This window comes from Arthrobacter sp. alpha11c, assembly GCF_054149985.1.
Genome location: NZ_CP196747.1, coordinates 2,407,272 through 2,426,334, shown reverse-complemented (window position 1 = coordinate 2,426,334; position 19,063 = coordinate 2,407,272). Strand labels below are relative to the sequence as shown.

Below are 19,063 nucleotides of genomic sequence, written 5' to 3'. Positions count from 1 at the left end.
GAGCCCGCGACAATTTAGACTGCACCCATGACCGAAACAGCACCTACCACCGCCGATCCCGCTTTCAAAGCCGCCTACGAGGCCGCACAAAAGAGTCTCAGCGAGGGCGGAATCCCTATCGGCGCCGCTTTGGCCCGCGGTGGGAAGGTCATCGCGAGTGGGCACAACGAACGTGTCCAGCACGGCGATCCGATCGCCCATGGCGAGATGTCCGCGTTGCGCGCCGCCGGCCGGCAAAAGAGCTACAGAGATACGACGCTTTACACCACGCTGGCCCCGTGTGCGATGTGCACGGGAACCATCATCCAGTTCAAGATTCCGCGCGTCGTGGTGGGCGAAGCGGAGACGTTCCCCGGCGAATTCGACCTCCTGCGTTCGCGTGGTGTTGAAGTCGTGGTCCTGGATGATCCCCGTTGCGTGGACATGATGCGCACCTTCCAGGAGGAACACCCTGAACTGTGGGCCGAGGACATCGCGGAATAACTGCAACGGCAGAGGGCGCGACGGCGGCAGCCACCTTTTCGAGCGATGGGAGCATGCCGCCGTCGCCGGCTGCGGAGGAGCCGCATGCCAAACGGTCATCCGACGACTATTTGGCAGGCTTCCTCGGAGCCGACCGGCGGGAACGGGCCGCCGGAGTTGATGGGATCAGTTCCTTGACCTGGGCCAGGACAGTGGGGTTCGCGCCGCGGGAGCCAAGATCTTTCGCGAGGGTTTCCACCTCCGACTTTGCGGCTGCGGTGTTATCCGCCTTCACATGCAGATCCCTCCGCAGTTCCACGAGCTTCCGGTACGCCAGGTTGTTCGCGGGGCCGCTGCTTTTCTGGTAGCTCGCGAGCCCGGCATCCGTGAGCGCAAGTGCCCGCTCTGGATCGGCGCTGTGGTGCTTGACCATCTTGTCTTCCTTGCGGCGATAGAAGTCATCTCCCACGGATTGCGCGACGGCGGTAGCCGCCTTGACGCCCAAAGGCTCACCACCGAACCGCTCGGCTGCCTCGGTGAGGGCGTCCAGCCCTTTGCTCAGGTGGGGCGACATGGACCCTTCGAAGGCGAGGGTGAGTCCTACTTCCCGCGTGAAGAACTCGGGAGCAAACCGATCCTCCTCCCGTGTGACGGGGAAGCCGACCCGCAAAGGCAAGGTGTTGGACGCCTGGACGATGCCCTCCGTCGAGTAGATGGCGCGGACCAGGTATTGGCCGGGCTCATCGAAAGCGAAGCCTTGCACTCCAAATGCCAGCTGGACCAGTTGGCTGTAGCGGTCACTGCCGTCACTCGCGGCGCCGGCGGCTGGTTCCAGCGTCACCGGTTCCGGGAGGCCGTAGAAGCAGACCACGGATTCGTGCAGCACCACCGTTCCGTCCGGCTTCTGCACGTACACAGTGGTGTTCCCGAACCTGGGATCCAGGCGGCCATCCACGACTACGGGTACATCGCTGGTGTTCCGCAAACGGAATTCGATGGACACAGGCTCCATGTAGTCGAAGTGGCTCTTGGCTGAGAGCGTCAGTTCAACATCGCTGCCCGGCCCGGAGACGGTCATGGCGCCGGCCGGGGATTCCAGATGCCCACCGGAAGCCCAAGGATCTCCACCCATAATTACGGATGCGCGGTCTCCATGGCGCATGTGGAGCAGCTCGTCGTCGTCGAACCGGAACCGGAAGTTGCCCCAGAAGGTATCGGCACCGTTGCGTTGATCGTATTTCCAGTCGTAGTTCATCCAGGACAAGGAATCCGGCCTCGCCTTGTCCCACGCATGCAGGAAGTTGAAAGCGTGCCCTGCCTCGTGGACCCACGTGTACAGGAAGTGGCGCATCGCCCAGGCCTGGTCCTGTGTGGTGGGGTTGGAGACAAGGTTGGTGAACCAGGAGTGGTTGCGGAAGACCGCAAAACCCTGGCGATCCGGACCGCGACCCGCGCCGCCAAAGCCTGCAGCGGCGTCGAACATGATGCCACCAACTCCGGCGGTGTCGAAGAGGCCGGCCTGCACGCCCCAAAGGTTCCAGGCCGGCCATCCCGAATTGAACTTGCCGAAGGAGGTCTCCATGGCATCGTGAAGTTCGCCGACGTTCCACGAGGCGAAGCCGGCCGCACTGTCATCGATGACGGTGTGGACCGGATCGATGGTGACGGCGACTCCCGCGTCCAGGTACGAGGACTCGATGGTGATGGTGCGGTCAGCCAGGTCTGCAGGGCGGTTGTTATGTGAGTGGCTGTTGTAGACGGGCGCCTTGGGTTCGATGTCCACGGACGTGCAGTAATCGAGCTCAAGGTTCATATCGCGGAAACAGCCCGAACGGTAGGCGCACGCGTATGGCTGCGCGGCAACGCCACCTGCCGTGAACACAGCTACTGCGCCAGTGATTGCCCCGTGGGACCAGGAGACGGTGATTTCCACCGTTGTAACGGGGTGCGTGCCTTTCCAGTAACGGACGGTTCCCGTGATGTGTGCATCCGCGCGGGTCATGGTGACTACCGGGACGTCCACAATCCAAGACTCCACATAGGTCTTCACGAGTTGGTTGACGCCACCCGACTTGACCCAGCGGGTGCTGTATAGATCGCCACTGACTTTGTTCAGCACCGGGGATTCCACGCCCTGGCGGGGATCGACGTCCAAGCGGAGGTCCAGCGCGCTGCCGACAGGGCTGCTGCTGGCCTGGTTGCCTTCATAGCGGCCGCTCACGGGCGCGGAGCGCCAGCACCTCCACCAGTCTTCGGAGGGCCACATCAAGGTGCTGGGCTGGGGCCCAAAAGCGGGGGGCCCAAAAGCGTGGGACCCAAAATCGTGGGGCCCAAAAGCGGACGGGAACGGGGTTTCAGTGGGGTGGTGGGGGACAGGGTCGTAGTGGGTGCCGGGGACGTTGGGGGTGTCCATGTGAGGATCTTTCTCGCTCTGCAAGCAGTCAATATGCGTTCGCCCATCAAGGGATGACCAGTTGGACGGCATGACGGTTCAGGGCGGGGCGATGCATGTGGGGAGTCCCGAAGGGGTGAAAGTGGCCATGCCCAGAAGCCGTGTGTAACCCAAAATGAGGATACTCCACCGAATGGATTATATCTAGGGAGGCCTCTTAATTTTCTGCCCGGCAACCTTCCGGATCGCCTAGTCAGCCGCAGCCGCCAAGCGTAGGCTGGCAACATCGGCGTCGGAGCCGAAGGACCCCGCGTCGATGAACCCCATTCGATGAAGGAGGACCCATGAGTGTCGTACGTGAATTCATGACGACGGATGCACAGTGCATCCCGGAAGACCAGACTCTTCAGGACGCCGCCCGCATGATGAGGGACTTGGACTGCGGTTCACTTCCCATCTGCGGCAATGACGGCAAGCTCACCGGCTTCATTACTGACCGCGACATCGTGGTCAAGTGTTTGGCCGAGGGAAAGGACGCCCGCGAAGTCCGGGCAAGCGACCTCGCCACCGGTAAGCCGTACTGGGTTGACGCTGATGCCAACGTTGACGAAGCCATCAACATGATGGAAGAGCATCAGGTTCGCCGTCTTCCCGTCATCAAGGATCACAAGCTGGTAGGCATCATCAGCCAGGGAGATATTGCCCGCAACCACTACGCAGAACAGCGCGTGGGCGAAATGGTGGAGCACATCTCCGCCAAGGAGCACATGTCCCACTAGCGGCCAACCAGCCCGCAGTATTCCAGGTAATCCAGCCGCCGCGAAGCGCTCCCCGTCAGAGGAACGCCTCGCGGCCCGTTCCTTCGCGCAGCACGAGTTCGTCATCCTCTATGGAGACAATCAGGCTCCTGGGTTTACCAGCGAGCTTTTTCGTTGCGCTGAGCTTTCTGCTGCGGACTTCAACTCCCACCGTGGCGCCTTTCGCCGGCAGTTCCACCGTGATTTCGTCGGCCATTCCCAGCAGCATCTTGGTGGACACATCCCGTTCGGACACAGCTTCCTTGCCGTTGACGGTCACGCTCACGTCATCGGAAACAAACCCGTCCTGAAGGATGATGAGCAGTTCCTGCATGCTCCAACTACAGCACTAACAGCGCTCCCGGCATAGGCTTTCCGGAACCCGAACCTGAAAACTGTCGGTCATGTGAGGCAAACTGTCAGGGTGACTCAATCTCTCCAACACCAGTCAGCCGACTCTGCCATCCATCACCTCATCGCCAACGAACTCGGCGTCAAGGCCTGGCAGGTCAAGGCCGCGGTGGAACTGCTCGACGCCGGATCCACCGTTCCCTTCATCGCCCGCTACCGTAAGGAAGTCACCGGGACGCTCGATGACACCCAGCTCCGTGATCTGGAGGAGCGCCTCCGGTACCTGCGTGAGTTGGAAGAGCGGCGCAAGACCGTCCTGGAAGCGATAGCAGCCCAAGGCAAGCTGACCCCGGAACTGGAAGCCGCCGTCGTCGGTGCTGACACCAAGGCGCGGCTGGAGGACATCTACCTTCCCTTCAAATCGAAGCGCCGAACCAAGGCACAGATTGCGCGCGAGGCCGGGCTGGAGCCGTTGGCCGACGTCCTGCTCGCCAACCCGCAGTTGGACCCCGAAACCGAAGCCGCCAAGTACCTCAACGCCGAGCACTCCATTGAGGACGCAGCCGCCGCGCTCGCAGGTGCCCGCGCGATTCTGGTGGAGCGCGTTGCCCAGGACCCTGACCTGGCCGAGGACCTGCGCGAGCGGCTCTGGAAGCAGGGGCGCATGGTCTCCCGCGTCAAGAAGGGCATGGAGGCCGAAGGCCAGAAGTTCAAGGATTACTTCGAGTTCACGCAAGTCCCGTCCGGAATGCCGTCGCACCGGGTGCTCGCCCTGTTGCGGGGTGAAAAGGACGGCGTACTTGAGCTGGACCTCGCCGAAGCAGACCCCGCGGACGACGACGCCCTGGCCGCCGCCCGCGGCCGCTACGAGAACGCTGTGGCCAAGTGCCTCGGGGTCGCCAACCACGGCCGTCCAGCCGATCTCTGGCTCACCCAAACCGCCCAGCTCGCCTGGCGCGGTCGCATCCTGGACCGCCTCACCACGGATCTTCGCGGACGCATGTTTGCTGACGCCGAGGATGAGGCTGTCCGGGTCTTCGCCGCCAACCTGCGTGATGTCCTGCTCGCTGCGCCTGCAGGCAACCGCTCCACGCTCGGACTGGACCCGGGACTCCGCACCGGGGTCAAAGTTGCGGTAGTGGATGGCACGGGCAAGGTGGTTGCCACGGACACCATCTATCCCCACGCGCCTGCAAAGAAATGGGACGAGGCTTTGGCTACCCTTGGCCGCCTCGCCAAGCAGTACAACGTGGAACTCGTGGCAATCGGCAACGGCACAGCGTCGCGGGAAACGGACAAGCTGGCCACCGAGCTCATCAAGTCCCTTGAGGCCGCAGGTTCCAAGGGTGTCCAGAAACTCGTTGTTTCCGAGGCCGGGGCTTCTGTGTACTCTGCGTCCGCCTTGGCAGCTTCCGAGCTCCCCGGCATGGACGTCTCACTCCGTGGCGCTGTTTCCATTGCCCGCCGGCTTCAGGATCCGCTGGCCGAATTGGTGAAGATCGAACCCAAGTCGATCGGCGTGGGCCAGTACCAGCACGATGTCACCGCCGCCAAGCTGGACCGCTCACTGGATGCCGTGGTGGAAGACTGCGTGAATGCCGTGGGCGTGGACGTCAACACGGCGTCCCCTGCCCTGCTGAGCCGAGTGGCCGGCGTCGGACCTTTGCTGAGCGAAAACATTGTGGCGTACCGTAATGAGAATGGCCCGTTCGCCAAGCGGAGCGACCTCAAGAAGGTACCCCGCCTGGGAGCGAAGGCGTTCGAGCAGTGTGCAGGCTTCCTCCGGATCACCGGGGGAGCGGAGCCGTTGGATGCTTCCAGCGTGCACCCTGAGGCCTACTCCGTTGCCCGCAAGATCCTTGTCGCGGCCGGTGGCGGGCCCACCACTTCACTGGATCCCCAGGCATTTGTTGACGGCACGTTCGGCCTGCCGACCGTCAAGGACATCATGACCGAGCTCGAGAAACCGGGCCGCGACCCCCGTCCTGCGTTCAAGGCGGCGTCGTTCTCCGAAGGCATTGAAAAGATCTCCGACCTCAAACCGGGCATGATCCTGGAAGGCACCGTCACCAACGTTGCCGCGTTCGGTGCTTTCGTGGACGTGGGAGTGCATCAGGACGGGCTGGTCCATGTGTCCGCACTGTCCAACAAATTCGTCTCGGACCCCCGCGAGATCGTGAAATCCGGGCAGGTAGTGCGGGTCAAGGTGCTCGAAGCCGATCCCGAGCGCAAGCGCATCTCCCTGACGTTGAGGCTCGACGACGAACCCGGCGCCGCGGGCGGCCGCGGTCCCGGAGGACGTTCCTCGGGCGGAGGCAACTCTGGCGCAGGTAACCCGGGTGCACGGGATGCTGGAGGGCAGCGCTCGGGTGGCCAGCCGGGTCAGCGTTCGGGTGGCCAGCCGGGCCAGCGCAGCGGTGCTCAGCCGGGCCAACGCAGCGGTGGTCAGCCGGGCCAGGGCGACCGTCGCCAAGGCAAACCCCAGCAGTCTGAAGCTCCCGCCAACACAGCTATGGCCGAGGCACTTCGTCGGGCAGGGCTCGGGAAGTAGCCAGCCGCAGCCCACGAAACCCCACCTTGTTCGCCCGTCATGCCGTACAACGCTATGACGGGCGAACAAGGGCGGGACGAACTCCGCACCGGGACGAACGCGGGACCCGGAAACGGGAGCTGCTAGGTCGGAGACCCTACGATGCAGCCGCTACGACGGAACCGACGAGCCATCCGGAACTGAGCTGCCGCCGTCGGGCTCTTTTTCCTTCTGCCACGGCCAGCGGCCTGTGATCTCCAACTCGAGCGAGAAGCTCAGGAACGTCCGGATCAGCACGATGATCGCCAGAACGCCCACACTTTCAAACGTGGGCGTCACAGCAACTGTCCGGATGATGTCGGCGGCCACCAGGAGCTCAAGGCCCAGGAGGATGGACCGTCCCAGCAATTGCCGGTAGGCGCGATAGGGCGAAAACGGGGCGAGGCCGCGGGCGCGTTTGGGTTGGTACCCGCGCAAAGCGAGCGGGATGGAAACCAGCGCCCCAACCACCATGACTGCCACGCCGGCGAAGTCCATGTACCGGCCGACTTCTTCGATGATGTGCTGGAAATCCATGGCCCTCCCTTGCCGTTACTCTGCGGGCTGCCGTTACTGTGCGGGCGCTGGGATCGGGAAGAAGACCCGAGGGTCCTGCAGCAGGGCCGGGTAGTCGAAATCGGAGCGCTTGACCACGTCAGTAACTTCGAAGTTGCGCGCGAACTTACCCTCAACCGTGATAGGCCGTCCCTGGACCAAGCCGACGGCGAAGATCTGGCCGCCGTCGAACGGGACGGCGATCTCGGTCTTGCCGGGAAGCGTATTGAACGCGGCTTCCTGGGCTTGGCGTTTCCGCGTTGGCTTCTTCTCCAGCACCTTGGCAGGACGTTTTTTGGGGCCCTTGAGTTGGCGGCGGGACTTCTCTTCCGCGTACACGAATTGGTACTCGCCGGCTTCAGATTCAGCAGCGGCCTTTGCCTTGCCGTGGGGAGGCATGCTCACCGTGGTGAGCTGCTCTGGACGGAGGTCCTCTACGTTGGCCCGCAGGATCCAGAGACGGTCCTCTTCAGGGTCTTCGGGGTGGAACTCGTGCTTGGGCTCAGGCCAAATGTATTCAAGCTTTTCTTCGACGCCCGGGAAGAGCGGTCCGTAGTACTTGGGGTCTTTACCGATGAGCTTTGAGCGGTGGCTGAGGTGCAGGTCCTCGTAGCCCAGCCACGGCGGCATGATGATCCTGGAGGCGTAGTCCGGGTGTGCGGCCTGGGGTGCGAATTCCGCGATGTTGTTGCGGGTGTTGTCCGGGTGGCCGCGCTGGATCCATTCGTCGGCCATTGCCAGGCCGTACATGGTGAGGGCGGGGACGTGGCCCATCCACATGCGGACGGCGGGGTGCTGCTGCCAACCGTACTCCGGGATGACCAGTGCGCGGAGGACCTGGAGGGCTTCGACGCGCTGTTTGCCGAGCCTTGAGGTGTCGAGCGCCGCGGCGCTCTCACGGAAATCGGCGAAAGGGAGGAAAGTCTGCATCCTTTCAGTTTGGGGGTCCCGCGGCGAAGAACCAAGTTGAGTGCTCCGGGACACGTACGGATATGGGGCCTAGAGTTGTCGAGTGGAAACTTTTGGCGAGAAAACGACGACGACGGCGCCCCCGGTTGCCGAACTGCACCTGCACATCGAAGGGACTCTCCAGCCAGAGCTGATCTTTGCCCTGGCCGAACGCAACGGCATCGAACTGCCGTATGAGGACATCGAAGAACTGCGGGAGAAGTACGAATTTACGGATCTGCAGTCCTTCCTTGACCTGTACTACGCCAACATGGCCGTCCTGCAGACCGAGCAGGACTTCACCGACATGACCCGCGCTTATCTTCAGCGTGCCGCAGCCGGGGGAGTGCGCCACGCGGAGATCATGATGGATCCCCAGGCGCATGTGTCCAGGGGTGTCCCGCTTGAGGTGTGCGTCAACGGTGTCGCGAATGCGCTGGCGACGTCGGAGGAAGACTTCGGCGTTTCGACACTCCTCATAGCTGCCTTCCTCAGGGACATGTCCCAGGAATCCGCACTTGAGGTGCTGGACCAGTTGCTCGCGATGCACGCCCCCATCGTCGGCATTGGGCTGGACTCAGCAGAGGTGGGCAATCCGCCGTCGAAATTTGAGCGACTGTACCAGCGTGCCGGTGAGGCCGGGTTGCGAAGGATCGCCCACGCGGGTGAGGAAGGGCCGGCCGCCTACATCACCGAGGCCCTGGACGTGCTGCATGTGGAGCGGATCGATCACGGTATCCGCTGCATGGAAGACACGGAGGTGGTGCAGCGGCTCGTCGCGGAGCAGGTGCCCCTGACGGTTTGCCCGCTATCCAACGTTCGTTTGCGTGCAGTGGATAAGCTGGCCGACCACCCACTGCCGGAGATGCTTGCCATCGGTTTGAACGTTTGCGTGAACTCGGACGACCCCGCCTACTTTGGCGGCTATGTAGACGAGAACTTCGAGCAGTTGGCCAAGGTCCTTGAGTTCTCGGTTCCGGAGCAGGCCACTTTGGCGGCAAACTCGATCCGCTCCTCGTTCGCCAGCGACGCCCGGAAAGCTGTATTGCTGGATGAAGTGACGGAGTGGGTCAAAGCGTCCGTGCCGGGCCAATAAACGCTGAATTGGCGCTAAAGGCGAGACCCGTCGATCACTTCCAGCCTCGGGAATGTCATACTCGGTCACGACACACGGTGTTTACCAATATCAGTCGCGCGAATTAACAATTCATTGGCAAACTGCAAGGGATTATTCACCGTAGAAGGAGAAGCATGGGCGCGAACACCGCCGAGAACACCAACCTTCGTCTGAAGGCCGTACTGGACATCCTCGCTGAGGGCGTATGGTCTGGAGCCACGCTGAACGCAGGGGAAGTCCTGGCAGAGGCCATCGGACGCGTTCCTTTCAACGATCATGAGGCTGAACTTCTCAGTGGGGGTATTCCCCGCGGCCACAAAACCCTGACGTCGGCATCGGCAAAGCTGGTCAAGGCCGGCTGGCTGGTCAAGGGGCGTTCGGGATGGACCATCCCGGACGACGGCTTGAGGGCGACTGTTGCCTTCCCTGACGTTTCGGCTTTCGCGGAGGCCCTCGACGCCGGAACACCGGTACCAGCCGATGTTCCCGTGCCTACGGCCCCTCCCGCCAAGGCCAAGACGAAGCGTGCGGCAACACCAAAGAAGGTTGCCGCTCCGAAGGCTGCCTCCACCACGGCTGCTGCAACTAAAGCTGCCACCGCCAAGGCTGCGACCTCCAAGGCGGTCGCTACTAAAGCGACCGCCACCAAGGCTGCGCCTGCCGCGAAGAAGGCTTCCACACGGAAGGCTCCTGCCAAGGCAGCGGCGGCTCCCGCCGTCGAGACCCTGCCCCAGCCGGACGCCGTCGCGATTGCGGGTGACTTCAACAAGATCCTGGGCGCTCCGGAAGACTGGGCTCCCCAGTACGACGAAGTCCAGATGGAGTTCAACCCGCTGGTTCAGCTGTGGACGCTGACGGCTGAACTGCCGGCCGGTTTCTATACGTACAAGATCGCGCTGAACCGTTCGTGGGATGAGAACTATGGCGCGTTCGGAGTCCGCGATGGTGCCAACCACGAGTTGAACCACGACGGCGGCTCGGTAACCTTCACGTACGACCACGCGACGCACGACATCGTGGTGGCCTGATCTAGTCCCTGCCGCACGCCAGGCCCGCCCTTGTACGCTCCTCTCGCCCTTGTGCGGTGAGTAGAGCGGACAAGGGCGGGTTTCGTGGGCCAAGCACTCGGCATCACGGGTGCGCGCGGCTAGATTTGGTCCATGACTGAGTCGCTGGAAAACCGCTACGGCGATGAGACGCTAAGAGTCACAGCCCGCATCACCGGCGTCGTCCAAGGCGTGGGATTCCGCTACTGGACTGCTCGCAAAGCGGATGAGCTCATGCTGAAGGGGACCGTCCGGAATAATCGCGACGGATCCGTGCAGGTGGTCGCCGAGGGATCCGTAGCCGATGCCGAGGCGCTGGTGAGTTGGCTCCATTCACCACGGGCACCTGGTCGCATTGCGAATATTGAATTCGAGGTTTCCGACGCTACGGGGGAGTTCGACGAGTTCCGGATCGTGGGCTAAACCGCCTGATCAGGTCCCGGGAGACGTTCGCGTCGCCTCAAAATAATGCTCCAACGACTTCAGCGCAGGCTGCGACGAAGCATCCCGGACAGCATCCGCGCCCACGGCGTTGGCCACTGCCAGGGCGTGGCTGTGCTCAAGTCCGGAGCGGAGGGCCAGGACCAGCGCGGCGCAGAAAGCATCGCCGGCTCCGATCGTGTTCGCTATATCCGTGACCCGAACCGCAGGAGCTTCGGCCACGCGTTTGCCATGCTCAAAGATCGCCGAGCCCTCGCCGCCGTACGTCACGGCAACCAGGGGCGCCGTGCGAAGGGCAGGGATCAGGGCGTACTCGGTCTCGTTCACGATCACCAGGTCGCAGCGTTCCAGGAGCTCCGGAATGATGGGCGCAGCAGGCGCTGCGTTGAGGGCAAAGTAGCCTTTGGTCCGGCGGGCGGCTTCCAGCACCACGTCCTGGTCAACTTCGAGTTGGCAGAGGACTGCTTCTTCCTCCGCGAAGGAGACTCCTTCCACGGACACTTCCCCATTCGCGCCCGGGCACACAACAATCTGGTTCTCGCCTTCGCCGTCCACCAGAACCAATGCTGTCCCTGTGGCGTCATCCACCTGCGCGATGTCCTGGACGTCGACGCCGGCACTCGCCATGGCGTCCAGGAGGGTGCGGCCTGCTTCGTCCCGGCCTACTGCCCCCACCATGCGGGAGGTGCCTGCGAGCCGGGCTGCCGCCACTGCCTGGTTGGCGCCCTTGCCGCCGGGCTGCTGACGGAGAACGGCCCCGCCGACGGTTTCGCCCGGCGTCGGGAGGCGGCTGGCGGTAGCCGTGATGTCGAGGTTGATGCTGCCCACAACGGTGAGCGGGGTGCTCGTGGGAGCCAAAATGGGCGCGGAAGACTGAGGGGAGGAGCTCATGGAAGGGCCTTTTCGGGGAGGATTCAGGAGGACTGGATGACGGAGAGGTGACCGGCCTTGGCGGCCACGAGGCATTTGGCCAGGTAGAACGGGGAGCCCTGGCGGCGGACGTATTGAGTGAGGACCAGAACCGGCTCGGAGGGGCGAAGATCCAGCAACTTTGCGCGGCTGGGACCGGCCGTACTCAGGCTGATTTCGCATTCGCCAGGTCCAAGCGACGCCCCCGGAAGCCCGCTGAGGACCTCCAAAAGCGTGGAAGCCGAAAGGGTGGGAGCTTCGGCTGCTTCTGAGAGTGCCTCGGCTTCGGGGATTCCTTGAGCCACGTTTTCCTGCAGGTGGGCCACGGGCTCGCCATTGCGGATCAGCACGCTTTCCCAGAACCAGACGTCCTGGCCTGGTTCCACGCCGATTCCGGGGGCAACGAATTCGGAGGCTGGCTGCTTAATCGCAGCAACGCGTTTGACCTGGATGTCCTGTTCCGGCCCGCCTAGGAGTTGATCGAACGGGCGGATGTGTTCGATGCCAATCCGGGGCAGTGAGTCAGCCACGAATCGTCCGACTCCCCGCCGTGCCCTGGTGAGTCCGTCTTCCTCCAACAGCATCAGCGCTTCCCGGATCACGGTGCGGCTGACGTCCATCATGACGCCCAGCTCGGTCTCGGTGGGGAGTAACGAGCCAGGAGGGAGGAGCTTGGTCCTGATTGCCTCGGCGATGCGTGAGTATGCCGCAACGCGCAAAGGCTGGCCGGGTTGGGGCGCAATGGGTCGGGACAGGAACTGGACGGCATTGTCGGTCAAGGGTGCCTCGCTTGGGTTTGGTTACGGACACTGTACCCGAAAAATGTGATAGGTTGCACAAGCTCGTAATACATGCTTGTATAACAACTCACATCTCGCGGCGCCGCCAGCGCCCTCGGACAAAGGAGTTTGATGTGAACATCCCCAACACAGCGGTAGAGGCACAGCCTTCCGAAACCGTAGAACCGACGTCGGACACCCGGCCCGGCGGTCGGGCTGCAGTCCTGTTGATCACGACGCTGGTCCTCGCCGTATTGTCGTTCCAGCTCAACGCCAGCATGATCACCCCGGCGCTCCCGCACATCGGCTCCTTCTTTGGCGAGGCGCCAGAGGCCGTGGCTCAGGTGCAGTCCATGTTCTTCCTTGCGGGCGCCATCTCCGGACCCGTGATTGGACGCTGGAGCGACTTCATCGGCCGCCGCACGGCACTGCTGTTGGTCCTGGCCATCATGGGCGCTGGAACTGTGCTGTGCATCTTCGCCCCGAACCTGCCGCTGCTGGTCACTGGCCGTTTCTTGCAGGGTGTCTCGAGCGCCATCTTCGCGCTCTCCTACATCGTGCTCAACGAATACTTGCCAGCCCGCCTCTTCGGCACATCCATCGGAATCATCGCCGCCATCAATGGCGGCGTGGGCGGTGTTGATGGCTATTTTGGTGGGCTCATGGCTGAAACGCTCGGCTTCCAGTCGATCTTCGTTGCCGTCCTCGCTCTGGCCGCGATCGCCGTCGTCTGCGTCATCAAGGTTGTCCCCGGCGGGAAATCCGCTGTCGCTCCGGGCCGCATGGACTGGTGGGGCGCAGGTTCCCTGTCCGTGTTCCTGGTCTTCATCACCTACTTCGTCTCCACGGGTTCTTCGGCCGGCTGGACCTCACCCGCAGCGCTTGGCCTGCTCGCCGGCAGCATCGCCTCCTTCACCGCGTTTTGGCTGATCGAGAAGAAGCGCTCCACGCCTCTGGTCGCCGTCCACCACCTCCGTTCGCGCCAGGTGTGGCCGGTCATCGCCACCACTGTGCTGACGCTCGCGGGAATCTTCGCCATCATCAACTTCACCGTCGTGCTCCTGAGCCAGGACAAGGAAAACGGCTTCGGATTGCCGGCGTCGGTCGCAGCACTGCTGTTCCTGACCCCGGCAGCACTGATCGGCGTGTTCGCGGCACCGCTCGCCGGCTGGATTGCCGATCGCCGTGGCTGGATCAAGACCGTCCGCGTCGGCACGGCCACGAGCCTGGTCTGCGCCATTGCTGCTGCACTGTTCGCCGACAACCAAGTGGCCGTCCTCATCGCCATCGCGGCCCTGGGCATCTTCTACAACGGCTTCTTCCTCACCGCCATCAACGGGCTGTCCGTCCTGCTCTCGCCCAAGGAAGCACCTGCCGCACTGCCCGGAATCAACGGCGCCTCCTTCGGCATCGGGGCGAGCCTCGGCGTCGTGGTTGTTGCCCCGTTCGCCGGTCAGGGCACAGCAGCAGGCTACTCGGCGGCGCTCTGGATTTCGGTGTCCATCACCGTCCTCGCCTTCCTTGTCAGCCTGTTCATCACAGCGCCGAAGGGCGAAAAGATCTAACGCCCGACGGCGGCATGCGGCACCGCGAGTCCGCCCAGCACTTTCTTCACATCACCCCGCTACATCCTGAAACGAGAGACCATGATTCAGCCGACCGCCGCCCCCTTCTACCTCGACTGCGACACGGGAATTGATGACGCCCTCGCCCTCGCCTACCTGCTCGCAACTCCGCGAGCGGAACTCGTGGGCATCGGCACCGTGAGCGGCAACATCAGCGCCGCCGGTGGTGCCCGGAACACCCTGGACTTGCTGAAACTGGCCGGGCATCCGGACATTCCCGTAGCGATTGGCGCACATGATCCGCAGGTCGGCAGCTTCCACGGTGGTGCCCCGCACGTCCATGGCGACAACGGAATCGGCGGGGTGGAGCTTGCTCCGTCGGATCGTGAGCCCGTTGAGGCAACGGCTGCTGAACTGCTGGTGCAGCTGGCACACAAGCATGCTGGGGAACTTCGCATTGTGGCAATCGGGCCGCTGACCAACATCGCCGAAGCCCTCCGGCTGGAGCCCAAGCTGCCGGAGTTCATCGCCGAAATCACCATCATGGGCGGCGCGGCCCTGGCCCCGGGAAACATCACGCCCGTGGCGGAAGCCAACATCGCCAACGACCCCGAGGCTGCGGCGGAAGTCCTCGCTGCCGATTGGAACGTGACGCTGGTACCGCTGGACGTCACCATGACCAACGTCCTGGAGGAGACCCATCGCCAAGAGTTGCTGGCATCCGAGCACCCTGTTTCGCAGGCACTCGGCGAGATGCTTGGCTACTACTTCGGCTTCTATGTGGACATCTTCGGGCGGGCTTGTTCAGCAATGCACGATCCCCTGGCTGCTGCCATTGCCGTCAGGGGAGTGGAGTTGACTGTGGCGCCCACCGTTCGCGTGGAGGTCGACACAACAAACGGTCCCAGCCGCGGCCAGACCGTGTGCGATCTCCGGGGACAATACCTCGGGTTCCCCGACCAGCGCGGTGCGCGGTGCCGCGTGGTGCTGGAAATCGGCGAAGACTTCGCGCCGCATCTGCTGGGCACCATGCAGGCGGCCTGGCTCTCTGAAGAGGAGTTGGCGGCTCCCGTCGCGTAACTTCCGGGAGGCAATAGTAGCGACGGCGGGAAGGTCCCGCCGTCGTCGTTGTCGTGGTCTAGGGTGCTTAGGCGTACATGAGCGAGCCGGGCGTTGTCAGCGTTTCGCCTGTTTCGAGCCATGTCTTGAGTCCGGAGAGGATCATGGGCCAGCCGCCGTACAGTTGCTCGTTGGCGCCTTCGCGGAGCTGATCGTGCGTGACGGTGAGGTGGCACGAATCGCCCACGGGTTCGATTTCCCAGGTGATCCGCGACGTTCCTTCAGCCTTGACGTCCTCGCCCCACAATGCTTGCATCGTCTGGACGAGCCGCCGCGGGGGATCGACTTCGATGTTCTCGCCCTCGCCCAACGGCTCGTCCGCTTTGACGTTCCGCATTTCAAACCGGCCGCCAGGAGTCCAGTCCGCCGGGAACGTGTTCCCGAACTGGTACTTGCTCCGGATTTCGCTGTTGGTGATGGCTTCCCAAAGCCGTTCCGGAGTTGTCTTGATGTAAATCTCGAAGATCTTTTCCATGGGACTTTCCAATCTGGATTTGAGGTCGCTGAGCGCAGCGGCCCATGGTTCTGCGTATTTGCTCACCCAACGATCGTGGATGAGCCTAATGGGGACGGGGTTCAGGAAATGCAGCTTTTCACGTCCTCGGCGGCGCGTGACCACCAGTCCGGCATCCTCCAACAACTTCAGGTGCTTTGCGATGCCGAAACGGGTCATCTCGAACCGGGCCCCGAGGGCCGTAAGGGTTTGCCCATCCTCGCGGAACAGCTCATCGAGCAGCTCCCGCCGGGTGGGGTCTGCCAGTGCTTTGAACACGGCGTCCATGGCTTCAGAATAGGTGACCATTTGGTCACCTGTCAACGGTTTTGGGCTTGCCGGTTCGTTTCCGCGAACGCGACACGGGACCGTGCTTGGATAGTCGCATGCCTGCTATTCCGACCGTTGCCGTCTGCGGCCCGGCCTCGTGGAACCAGCTCATCCTCCTGGACCACCTCCCCGAGCCCGTTCCGCACATGCAGTTCGCGCGACGCGCCTGGGAGACGGTCGGCGGAACGTCGGCGGGGAAAGCGGTGCACCTTGCGGATCTGGGCATCGGCGTGCGCTTGTGCTCGCCACTCGGGGCGGACGACGACGGCGGGCGGGTCCTCCGCGCACTCACCAACGCCGGTGTCACGGTAGAAAAGATTGCCTCCGACCGAACTGAGCGTCACGTCAATCTGATGACCGACGACGGCAGCCGGGTCTCGCTATACGTCTCGGTGCCTTCCGCCCCGGCCGAGCAGGATCTTGCGACGGCGGCTGCCGTGGTTGCTGGCGCTGATCTCGCCGTGATCGACCTCAGTGATTTTGGCGTGCTGCTGCTGGAGCGTGAAGAGGTTCACCAGACGCCTTTATGGGTGGACCTTCATGATTACGACGGATCCTCGGCGTTCCATGAACCGTTCCTGAGGGCTGCAGGCGTGGTGTTCATGAACGACGACAGGACGGATGATCCGTGGGCGCTGATGCATTCCTGCCTTGCGCGGGGGCCTCGGCTGGCGGTCTGCACACTCGGGGCGGAAGGTGCAATCGCCTTGGAATCGGACGGCACCCAGCATGAGGTGCCAGCCGTCCCCGCCGACGTAGTGGATACGAACGGCGCCGGCGATGCATTCATGGCTGGCTTCCTTGCTGCGACGTTGCGGGGCGCACCAGTTTTTGATGCCCTCGAGGCAGGGGCGGTTCAAGCCCGGGTCGCGATTGAGAGTGAGCATCTGCACCCTGTGCTGGGGCGTTGAGCATGCTTCACCGCTGCATGGCTGATCCTGTTTGTTGCGGGCACGTTGGTCTACCTGATGTCCACGAATTCCTGACCGCTACTGAACTTGTTGAGGCCAAGTTCCCGGCAGCCATATAGGCAGCACTTCAATACCCAACCACGACCTCTTATGTTCTGAGGGGTGTGTGGTGGTGGTTGCGTCGTGGTGTTTGGTGGGGGTCGATGTGTGGTGGTGGGGTGAACCAGGGCACGCCGGTGGTCATGTCGATCCGCCACTGTTCCTTGTGGATGACGTGGTGGTGGTGGCTGCAGAGCAGGGTGCCGTTCTCGGTGGAGGTGGTGCCGCCGTGTGACCAGTAGGTGATGTGGTGGGCTTCGCACCAGGGGGCGGGCATGGTGCAGTCGGGGAAGGCGCAGCCGCCGTCGCGGGCGGTGATGGCTTTGCGGATGTGGGGCGGGAAGATCCGGGTGGTGCGGCCGATGTCCAGGACGCGGGAGTCGCTGCCGAGCAGGACGGGGATGATGTCCGCGTCGCAGGCGATTTTGCGGATGGTGTTGGGGTGCATCGGGCCGACGAAGGTCGCGGTACCGGAGCTGAGCCGGGACTGTTGCGGGTCAGCTCCGGTGGTCTGGGTGGTCACTTCGCTGGGGTGGGACTGGTGCGGGTCAGCTCCGGTGGCTGCGGTGGCTGTCCTGGGGGTGGTGGCCGCGCCGGGCGGGGTGGGGGCTGTGCCAGCGAGTTGTTGGACGAGGTCGCGCCAGTCGATGGTGACCGTGACTTGGGGGCGGAGTCCGCCGTTGGTTGGCAGTTTCCCGGTGGTCAGGGCGACTGCGCAGGCTCCGACGAGTCCGTCGAGGAGTTTCATGGGCCGGGAACGCCGGTCCAGGTCCGGGCCGGTTGGTTTGTTCCCGCTGCCGTTCTGCCCGTTTTCGCTGCCTTCGTTGGTGTCGCCGCCGTTCCCGGCGCTTTCGCCGGTGGCATTGCTGGTTCCCGACTCATTACCGTGTCCGGTGGTGAGTCGGGGGTTGGTGGCGACGTTCATGGCGGTGGTGAGCGTTTCGTATTGTTCGGCGGTGGCGAAGATTTCCAGGTGGTGCAGTCCGTGGCGGGGTTTGCGGATGAAGGTCCCTTGGAGCTGGCGGAGGATTTCTTCGCTGGGTTCTGGGCCGTCCTGGTCGATCTGGTCGTTCCAGCGTTTGGTCATTTTGGTGACGAAGTCGGGGTCGGACTCGATGGCGGTGCGGGTGAGGGCGTGTTCCATCCGGGTGAGGGTGTCGTCGTCGGTGAGGAGGCGTACTTTATCCAGTGCGCTGCTGATGATCGTCGCGGACCGGGTGGGTATCTGCGTGGTTTCGAGGGCCTGGGCCAGGATTTCACGGCGGGCCGGGATGTGTTGCCCGGCGATTCCGGTCCGGGGGAGGACCTGAGAGGCCAGTGCGAGCCGACGGTTGGCTTCGCTTTTGCTGATCCGCAGGCTCGCACGCAGGAATTCCGCGGCATTCCGGTAGCCATCATCGGCCACCGCAGCAGCGTCTGCCGCGGTAACAGCGGCGGATCCAGCAACAGCACCTTCCGAAGTAGCAGCCCGGGACGCGCCGGCAATACCGGCCGTGGCGGTGGCGGGGTTTGGTCCTGCCGTACTGGCCGGGGCCGCAGGGTGTGTCGTTGCGGGGTCGGTCCAGCCTGTCTGCCATCCCGTGCCCGCCGCGGATGAGGGCCGTGCCTGCTGGGCTTGCGTGCGGGTCCGCTCCACGGCCTGCGCGGCGATGACCTGCAGGTACTCCACAGTGCGGGAGATCTCCTCCACCCGCCCGGCGAACCGCGCGGCCTCGGTAAAGCCGAACGTCAGGGCACCGGCCACGGTGACGGAACGCAGATTTTCCAACGCCTGGACGCTGTCAGCCAGCGCACCGTCTAGTCCCAGCGCATCGTCAAGCCCGTGGGAAACGCTCAGCCTAGGGAAATCGTCAAGCCTCTGGGAACCATCAGGCCCAGGGAAATCGCTCAGCCCAGGGGAAACGCTCAGCCCCTGGGAAACAGGCCCGACGTCAGGCCCAACTTCAGGCTCGACGTCATTACGCTCAGGGAAGGGCCGTGGTTCAATGCCGCGAAGCAGCGCCATGGCCCTGGCGTTCTCCGAATCGGTGACTGCCGCCGTCGGGCTTTCCCAGTTCGCTTGCCCGTTGGCAGGTACGGCATGGCTTACTCGGGGAAGGCGTCGGGGGCGCAACGCGACGCCAGACATCGCTGCCCGACGCGCCAACATTTCCCCAATGCTTCCCATAAATAAACCCTCT

At 63.5% G+C, this 19,063-nt stretch carries 17 protein-coding genes; 9 read left to right on the top strand and 8 right to left on the bottom strand.

Features of this window, described 5'->3' with window-relative positions; translation table 11 throughout:
• The first annotated feature begins 27 nt into the window (after positions 1-27).
• Positions 28-483, top strand: coding sequence for a nucleoside deaminase (locus ACTAQJ_RS10990; protein WP_498702038.1), 456 nt, complete (start codon positions 28-30; stop codon positions 481-483).
• Between the two features lie 106 nt (positions 484-589).
• Here the strand turns inward: ACTAQJ_RS10990 and ACTAQJ_RS10985 are convergent, their stop codons facing one another.
• Positions 590-2,875, bottom strand: coding sequence for a hypothetical protein (locus tag ACTAQJ_RS10985; RefSeq protein WP_498702037.1), 2,286 nt, complete (start codon positions 2,873-2,875; stop codon positions 590-592).
• A 323-nt stretch (positions 2,876-3,198) separates the two neighbouring features.
• Between ACTAQJ_RS10985 and ACTAQJ_RS10980 the strand changes: the two genes are divergently transcribed.
• Entirely contained in the window at positions 3,199-3,633 is a 435-nt protein-coding gene (locus ACTAQJ_RS10980; RefSeq protein ID WP_477516715.1) for a CBS domain-containing protein, read from the top strand.
• A gap of 55 nt (positions 3,634-3,688) precedes the next feature.
• Here ACTAQJ_RS10980 and ACTAQJ_RS10975 read toward each other — a convergent pair whose 3' ends face one another.
• Positions 3,689-3,985, bottom strand: a complete 297-nt coding sequence (locus tag ACTAQJ_RS10975) for a hypothetical protein (protein ID WP_216926150.1) — start codon at positions 3,983-3,985, stop codon at positions 3,689-3,691.
• Positions 3,986-4,075: 90 nt separating this feature from the next.
• On the opposite strand from ACTAQJ_RS10975, the gene ACTAQJ_RS10970 reads away from it, so the two are divergent.
• A complete protein-coding gene (locus ACTAQJ_RS10970; RefSeq protein ID WP_498702036.1) occupies positions 4,076-6,553 on the top strand; it encodes a Tex family protein in 2,478 nt (825 codons plus the stop codon).
• Positions 6,554-6,703: 150 nt separating this feature from the next.
• Here the strand turns inward: ACTAQJ_RS10970 and ACTAQJ_RS10965 are convergent, their stop codons facing one another.
• Together ACTAQJ_RS10965 and ACTAQJ_RS10960 are read right to left on the bottom strand one after the other, a co-directional pair.
• Entirely contained in the window at positions 6,704-7,108 is a 405-nt protein-coding gene (locus tag ACTAQJ_RS10965; RefSeq protein ID WP_477516717.1) for a DUF1622 domain-containing protein, read from the bottom strand.
• A gap of 33 nt (positions 7,109-7,141) precedes the next feature.
• Positions 7,142-8,056 (bottom strand): MSMEG_6728 family protein, encoded by a 915-nt coding sequence (locus tag ACTAQJ_RS10960; RefSeq protein WP_498702035.1) that lies wholly within the window; start codon positions 8,054-8,056, stop codon positions 7,142-7,144.
• A gap of 82 nt (positions 8,057-8,138) precedes the next feature.
• On the opposite strand from ACTAQJ_RS10960, the gene ACTAQJ_RS10955 reads away from it, so the two are divergent.
• The 3 genes from ACTAQJ_RS10955 (at position 8,139) to ACTAQJ_RS10945 (ending at position 10,660) form a co-directional block, all read left to right on the top strand.
• Positions 8,139-9,170 (top strand): adenosine deaminase, encoded by a 1,032-nt coding sequence (locus tag ACTAQJ_RS10955; RefSeq protein ID WP_498702034.1) that lies wholly within the window; start codon positions 8,139-8,141, stop codon positions 9,168-9,170.
• A gap of 155 nt (positions 9,171-9,325) precedes the next feature.
• Complete coding sequence (locus tag ACTAQJ_RS10950; protein WP_498702033.1) at positions 9,326-10,219, top strand: pullulanase X25 domain-containing protein; 894 nt, start codon at positions 9,326-9,328, stop codon at positions 10,217-10,219.
• A gap of 132 nt (positions 10,220-10,351) precedes the next feature.
• Positions 10,352-10,660, top strand: coding sequence for an acylphosphatase (locus ACTAQJ_RS10945; RefSeq protein WP_498702032.1), 309 nt, complete (start codon positions 10,352-10,354; stop codon positions 10,658-10,660).
• A 9-nt stretch (positions 10,661-10,669) separates the two neighbouring features.
• On the opposite strand, the gene ACTAQJ_RS10940 is transcribed toward ACTAQJ_RS10945, so the two are convergent.
• A complete protein-coding gene (locus ACTAQJ_RS10940) occupies positions 10,670-11,569 on the bottom strand; it encodes a ribokinase (protein ID WP_498702031.1) in 900 nt (299 codons plus the stop codon).
• Positions 11,570-11,592: 23 nt separating this feature from the next.
• Positions 11,593-12,366, bottom strand: a complete 774-nt coding sequence (locus tag ACTAQJ_RS10935; protein WP_477516723.1) for a GntR family transcriptional regulator — start codon at positions 12,364-12,366, stop codon at positions 11,593-11,595.
• A 134-nt stretch (positions 12,367-12,500) separates the two neighbouring features.
• Here ACTAQJ_RS10935 and ACTAQJ_RS10930 point away from each other — a divergent pair, with 134 nt between their 5' ends.
• Both ACTAQJ_RS10930 and ACTAQJ_RS10925 read left to right on the top strand, forming a co-directional pair.
• Positions 12,501-13,931, top strand: coding sequence for an MFS transporter (locus tag ACTAQJ_RS10930; RefSeq protein WP_498702029.1), 1,431 nt, complete (start codon positions 12,501-12,503; stop codon positions 13,929-13,931).
• 81 nt (positions 13,932-14,012) lie between these two features.
• Positions 14,013-15,011: a nucleoside hydrolase gene (locus ACTAQJ_RS10925; RefSeq protein WP_498702028.1), complete on the top strand. Its 999-nt coding sequence runs from the start codon at positions 14,013-14,015 to the stop codon at positions 15,009-15,011.
• 67 nt (positions 15,012-15,078) lie between these two features.
• Here ACTAQJ_RS10925 and ACTAQJ_RS10920 read toward each other — a convergent pair whose 3' ends face one another.
• Positions 15,079-15,831 (bottom strand): ArsR/SmtB family transcription factor, encoded by a 753-nt coding sequence (locus ACTAQJ_RS10920; RefSeq protein WP_498702175.1) that lies wholly within the window; start codon positions 15,829-15,831, stop codon positions 15,079-15,081.
• Positions 15,832-15,929: 98 nt separating this feature from the next.
• Here ACTAQJ_RS10920 and ACTAQJ_RS10915 point away from each other — a divergent pair, with 98 nt between their 5' ends.
• Positions 15,930-16,784, top strand: a complete 855-nt coding sequence (locus ACTAQJ_RS10915; RefSeq protein ID WP_498702026.1) for a carbohydrate kinase family protein — start codon at positions 15,930-15,932, stop codon at positions 16,782-16,784.
• 148 nt (positions 16,785-16,932) lie between these two features.
• On the opposite strand, the gene ACTAQJ_RS10910 is transcribed toward ACTAQJ_RS10915, so the two are convergent.
• Positions 16,933-19,050: an HNH endonuclease signature motif containing protein gene (locus ACTAQJ_RS10910; protein WP_498702025.1), complete on the bottom strand. Its 2,118-nt coding sequence runs from the start codon at positions 19,048-19,050 to the stop codon at positions 16,933-16,935.
• Between the last annotated feature and the right edge of the window lie 13 nt (positions 19,051-19,063).

Coding starts and splice junctions, on each gene's coding strand:
- ACTAQJ_RS10990 (WP_498702038.1), top strand. CDS start 28: ATGACCGAAACAGCACCTACCACCGCCGATCCCGCTTTCAAAGCCGCC.
- ACTAQJ_RS10985 (WP_498702037.1), bottom strand. CDS start 2,875: ATGGACACCCCCAACGTCCCCGGCACCCACTACGACCCTGTCCCCCAC.
- ACTAQJ_RS10980 (WP_477516715.1), top strand. CDS start 3,199: ATGAGTGTCGTACGTGAATTCATGACGACGGATGCACAGTGCATCCCG.
- ACTAQJ_RS10975 (WP_216926150.1), bottom strand. CDS start 3,985: ATGCAGGAACTGCTCATCATCCTTCAGGACGGGTTTGTTTCCGATGAC.
- ACTAQJ_RS10965 (WP_477516717.1), bottom strand. CDS start 7,108: ATGGATTTCCAGCACATCATCGAAGAAGTCGGCCGGTACATGGACTTC.
- ACTAQJ_RS10960 (WP_498702035.1), bottom strand. CDS start 8,056: ATGCAGACTTTCCTCCCTTTCGCCGATTTCCGTGAGAGCGCCGCGGCG.
- ACTAQJ_RS10950 (WP_498702033.1), top strand. CDS start 9,326: ATGGGCGCGAACACCGCCGAGAACACCAACCTTCGTCTGAAGGCCGTA.
- ACTAQJ_RS10945 (WP_498702032.1), top strand. CDS start 10,352: ATGACTGAGTCGCTGGAAAACCGCTACGGCGATGAGACGCTAAGAGTC.
- ACTAQJ_RS10940 (WP_498702031.1), bottom strand. CDS start 11,569: ATGAGCTCCTCCCCTCAGTCTTCCGCGCCCATTTTGGCTCCCACGAGC.
- ACTAQJ_RS10925 (WP_498702028.1), top strand. CDS start 14,013: ATGATTCAGCCGACCGCCGCCCCCTTCTACCTCGACTGCGACACGGGA.
- ACTAQJ_RS10920 (WP_498702175.1), bottom strand. CDS start 15,831: ATGGACGCCGTGTTCAAAGCACTGGCAGACCCCACCCGGCGGGAGCTG.
- ACTAQJ_RS10915 (WP_498702026.1), top strand. CDS start 15,930: ATGCCTGCTATTCCGACCGTTGCCGTCTGCGGCCCGGCCTCGTGGAAC.
- ACTAQJ_RS10910 (WP_498702025.1), bottom strand. CDS start 19,050: ATGGGAAGCATTGGGGAAATGTTGGCGCGTCGGGCAGCGATGTCTGGC.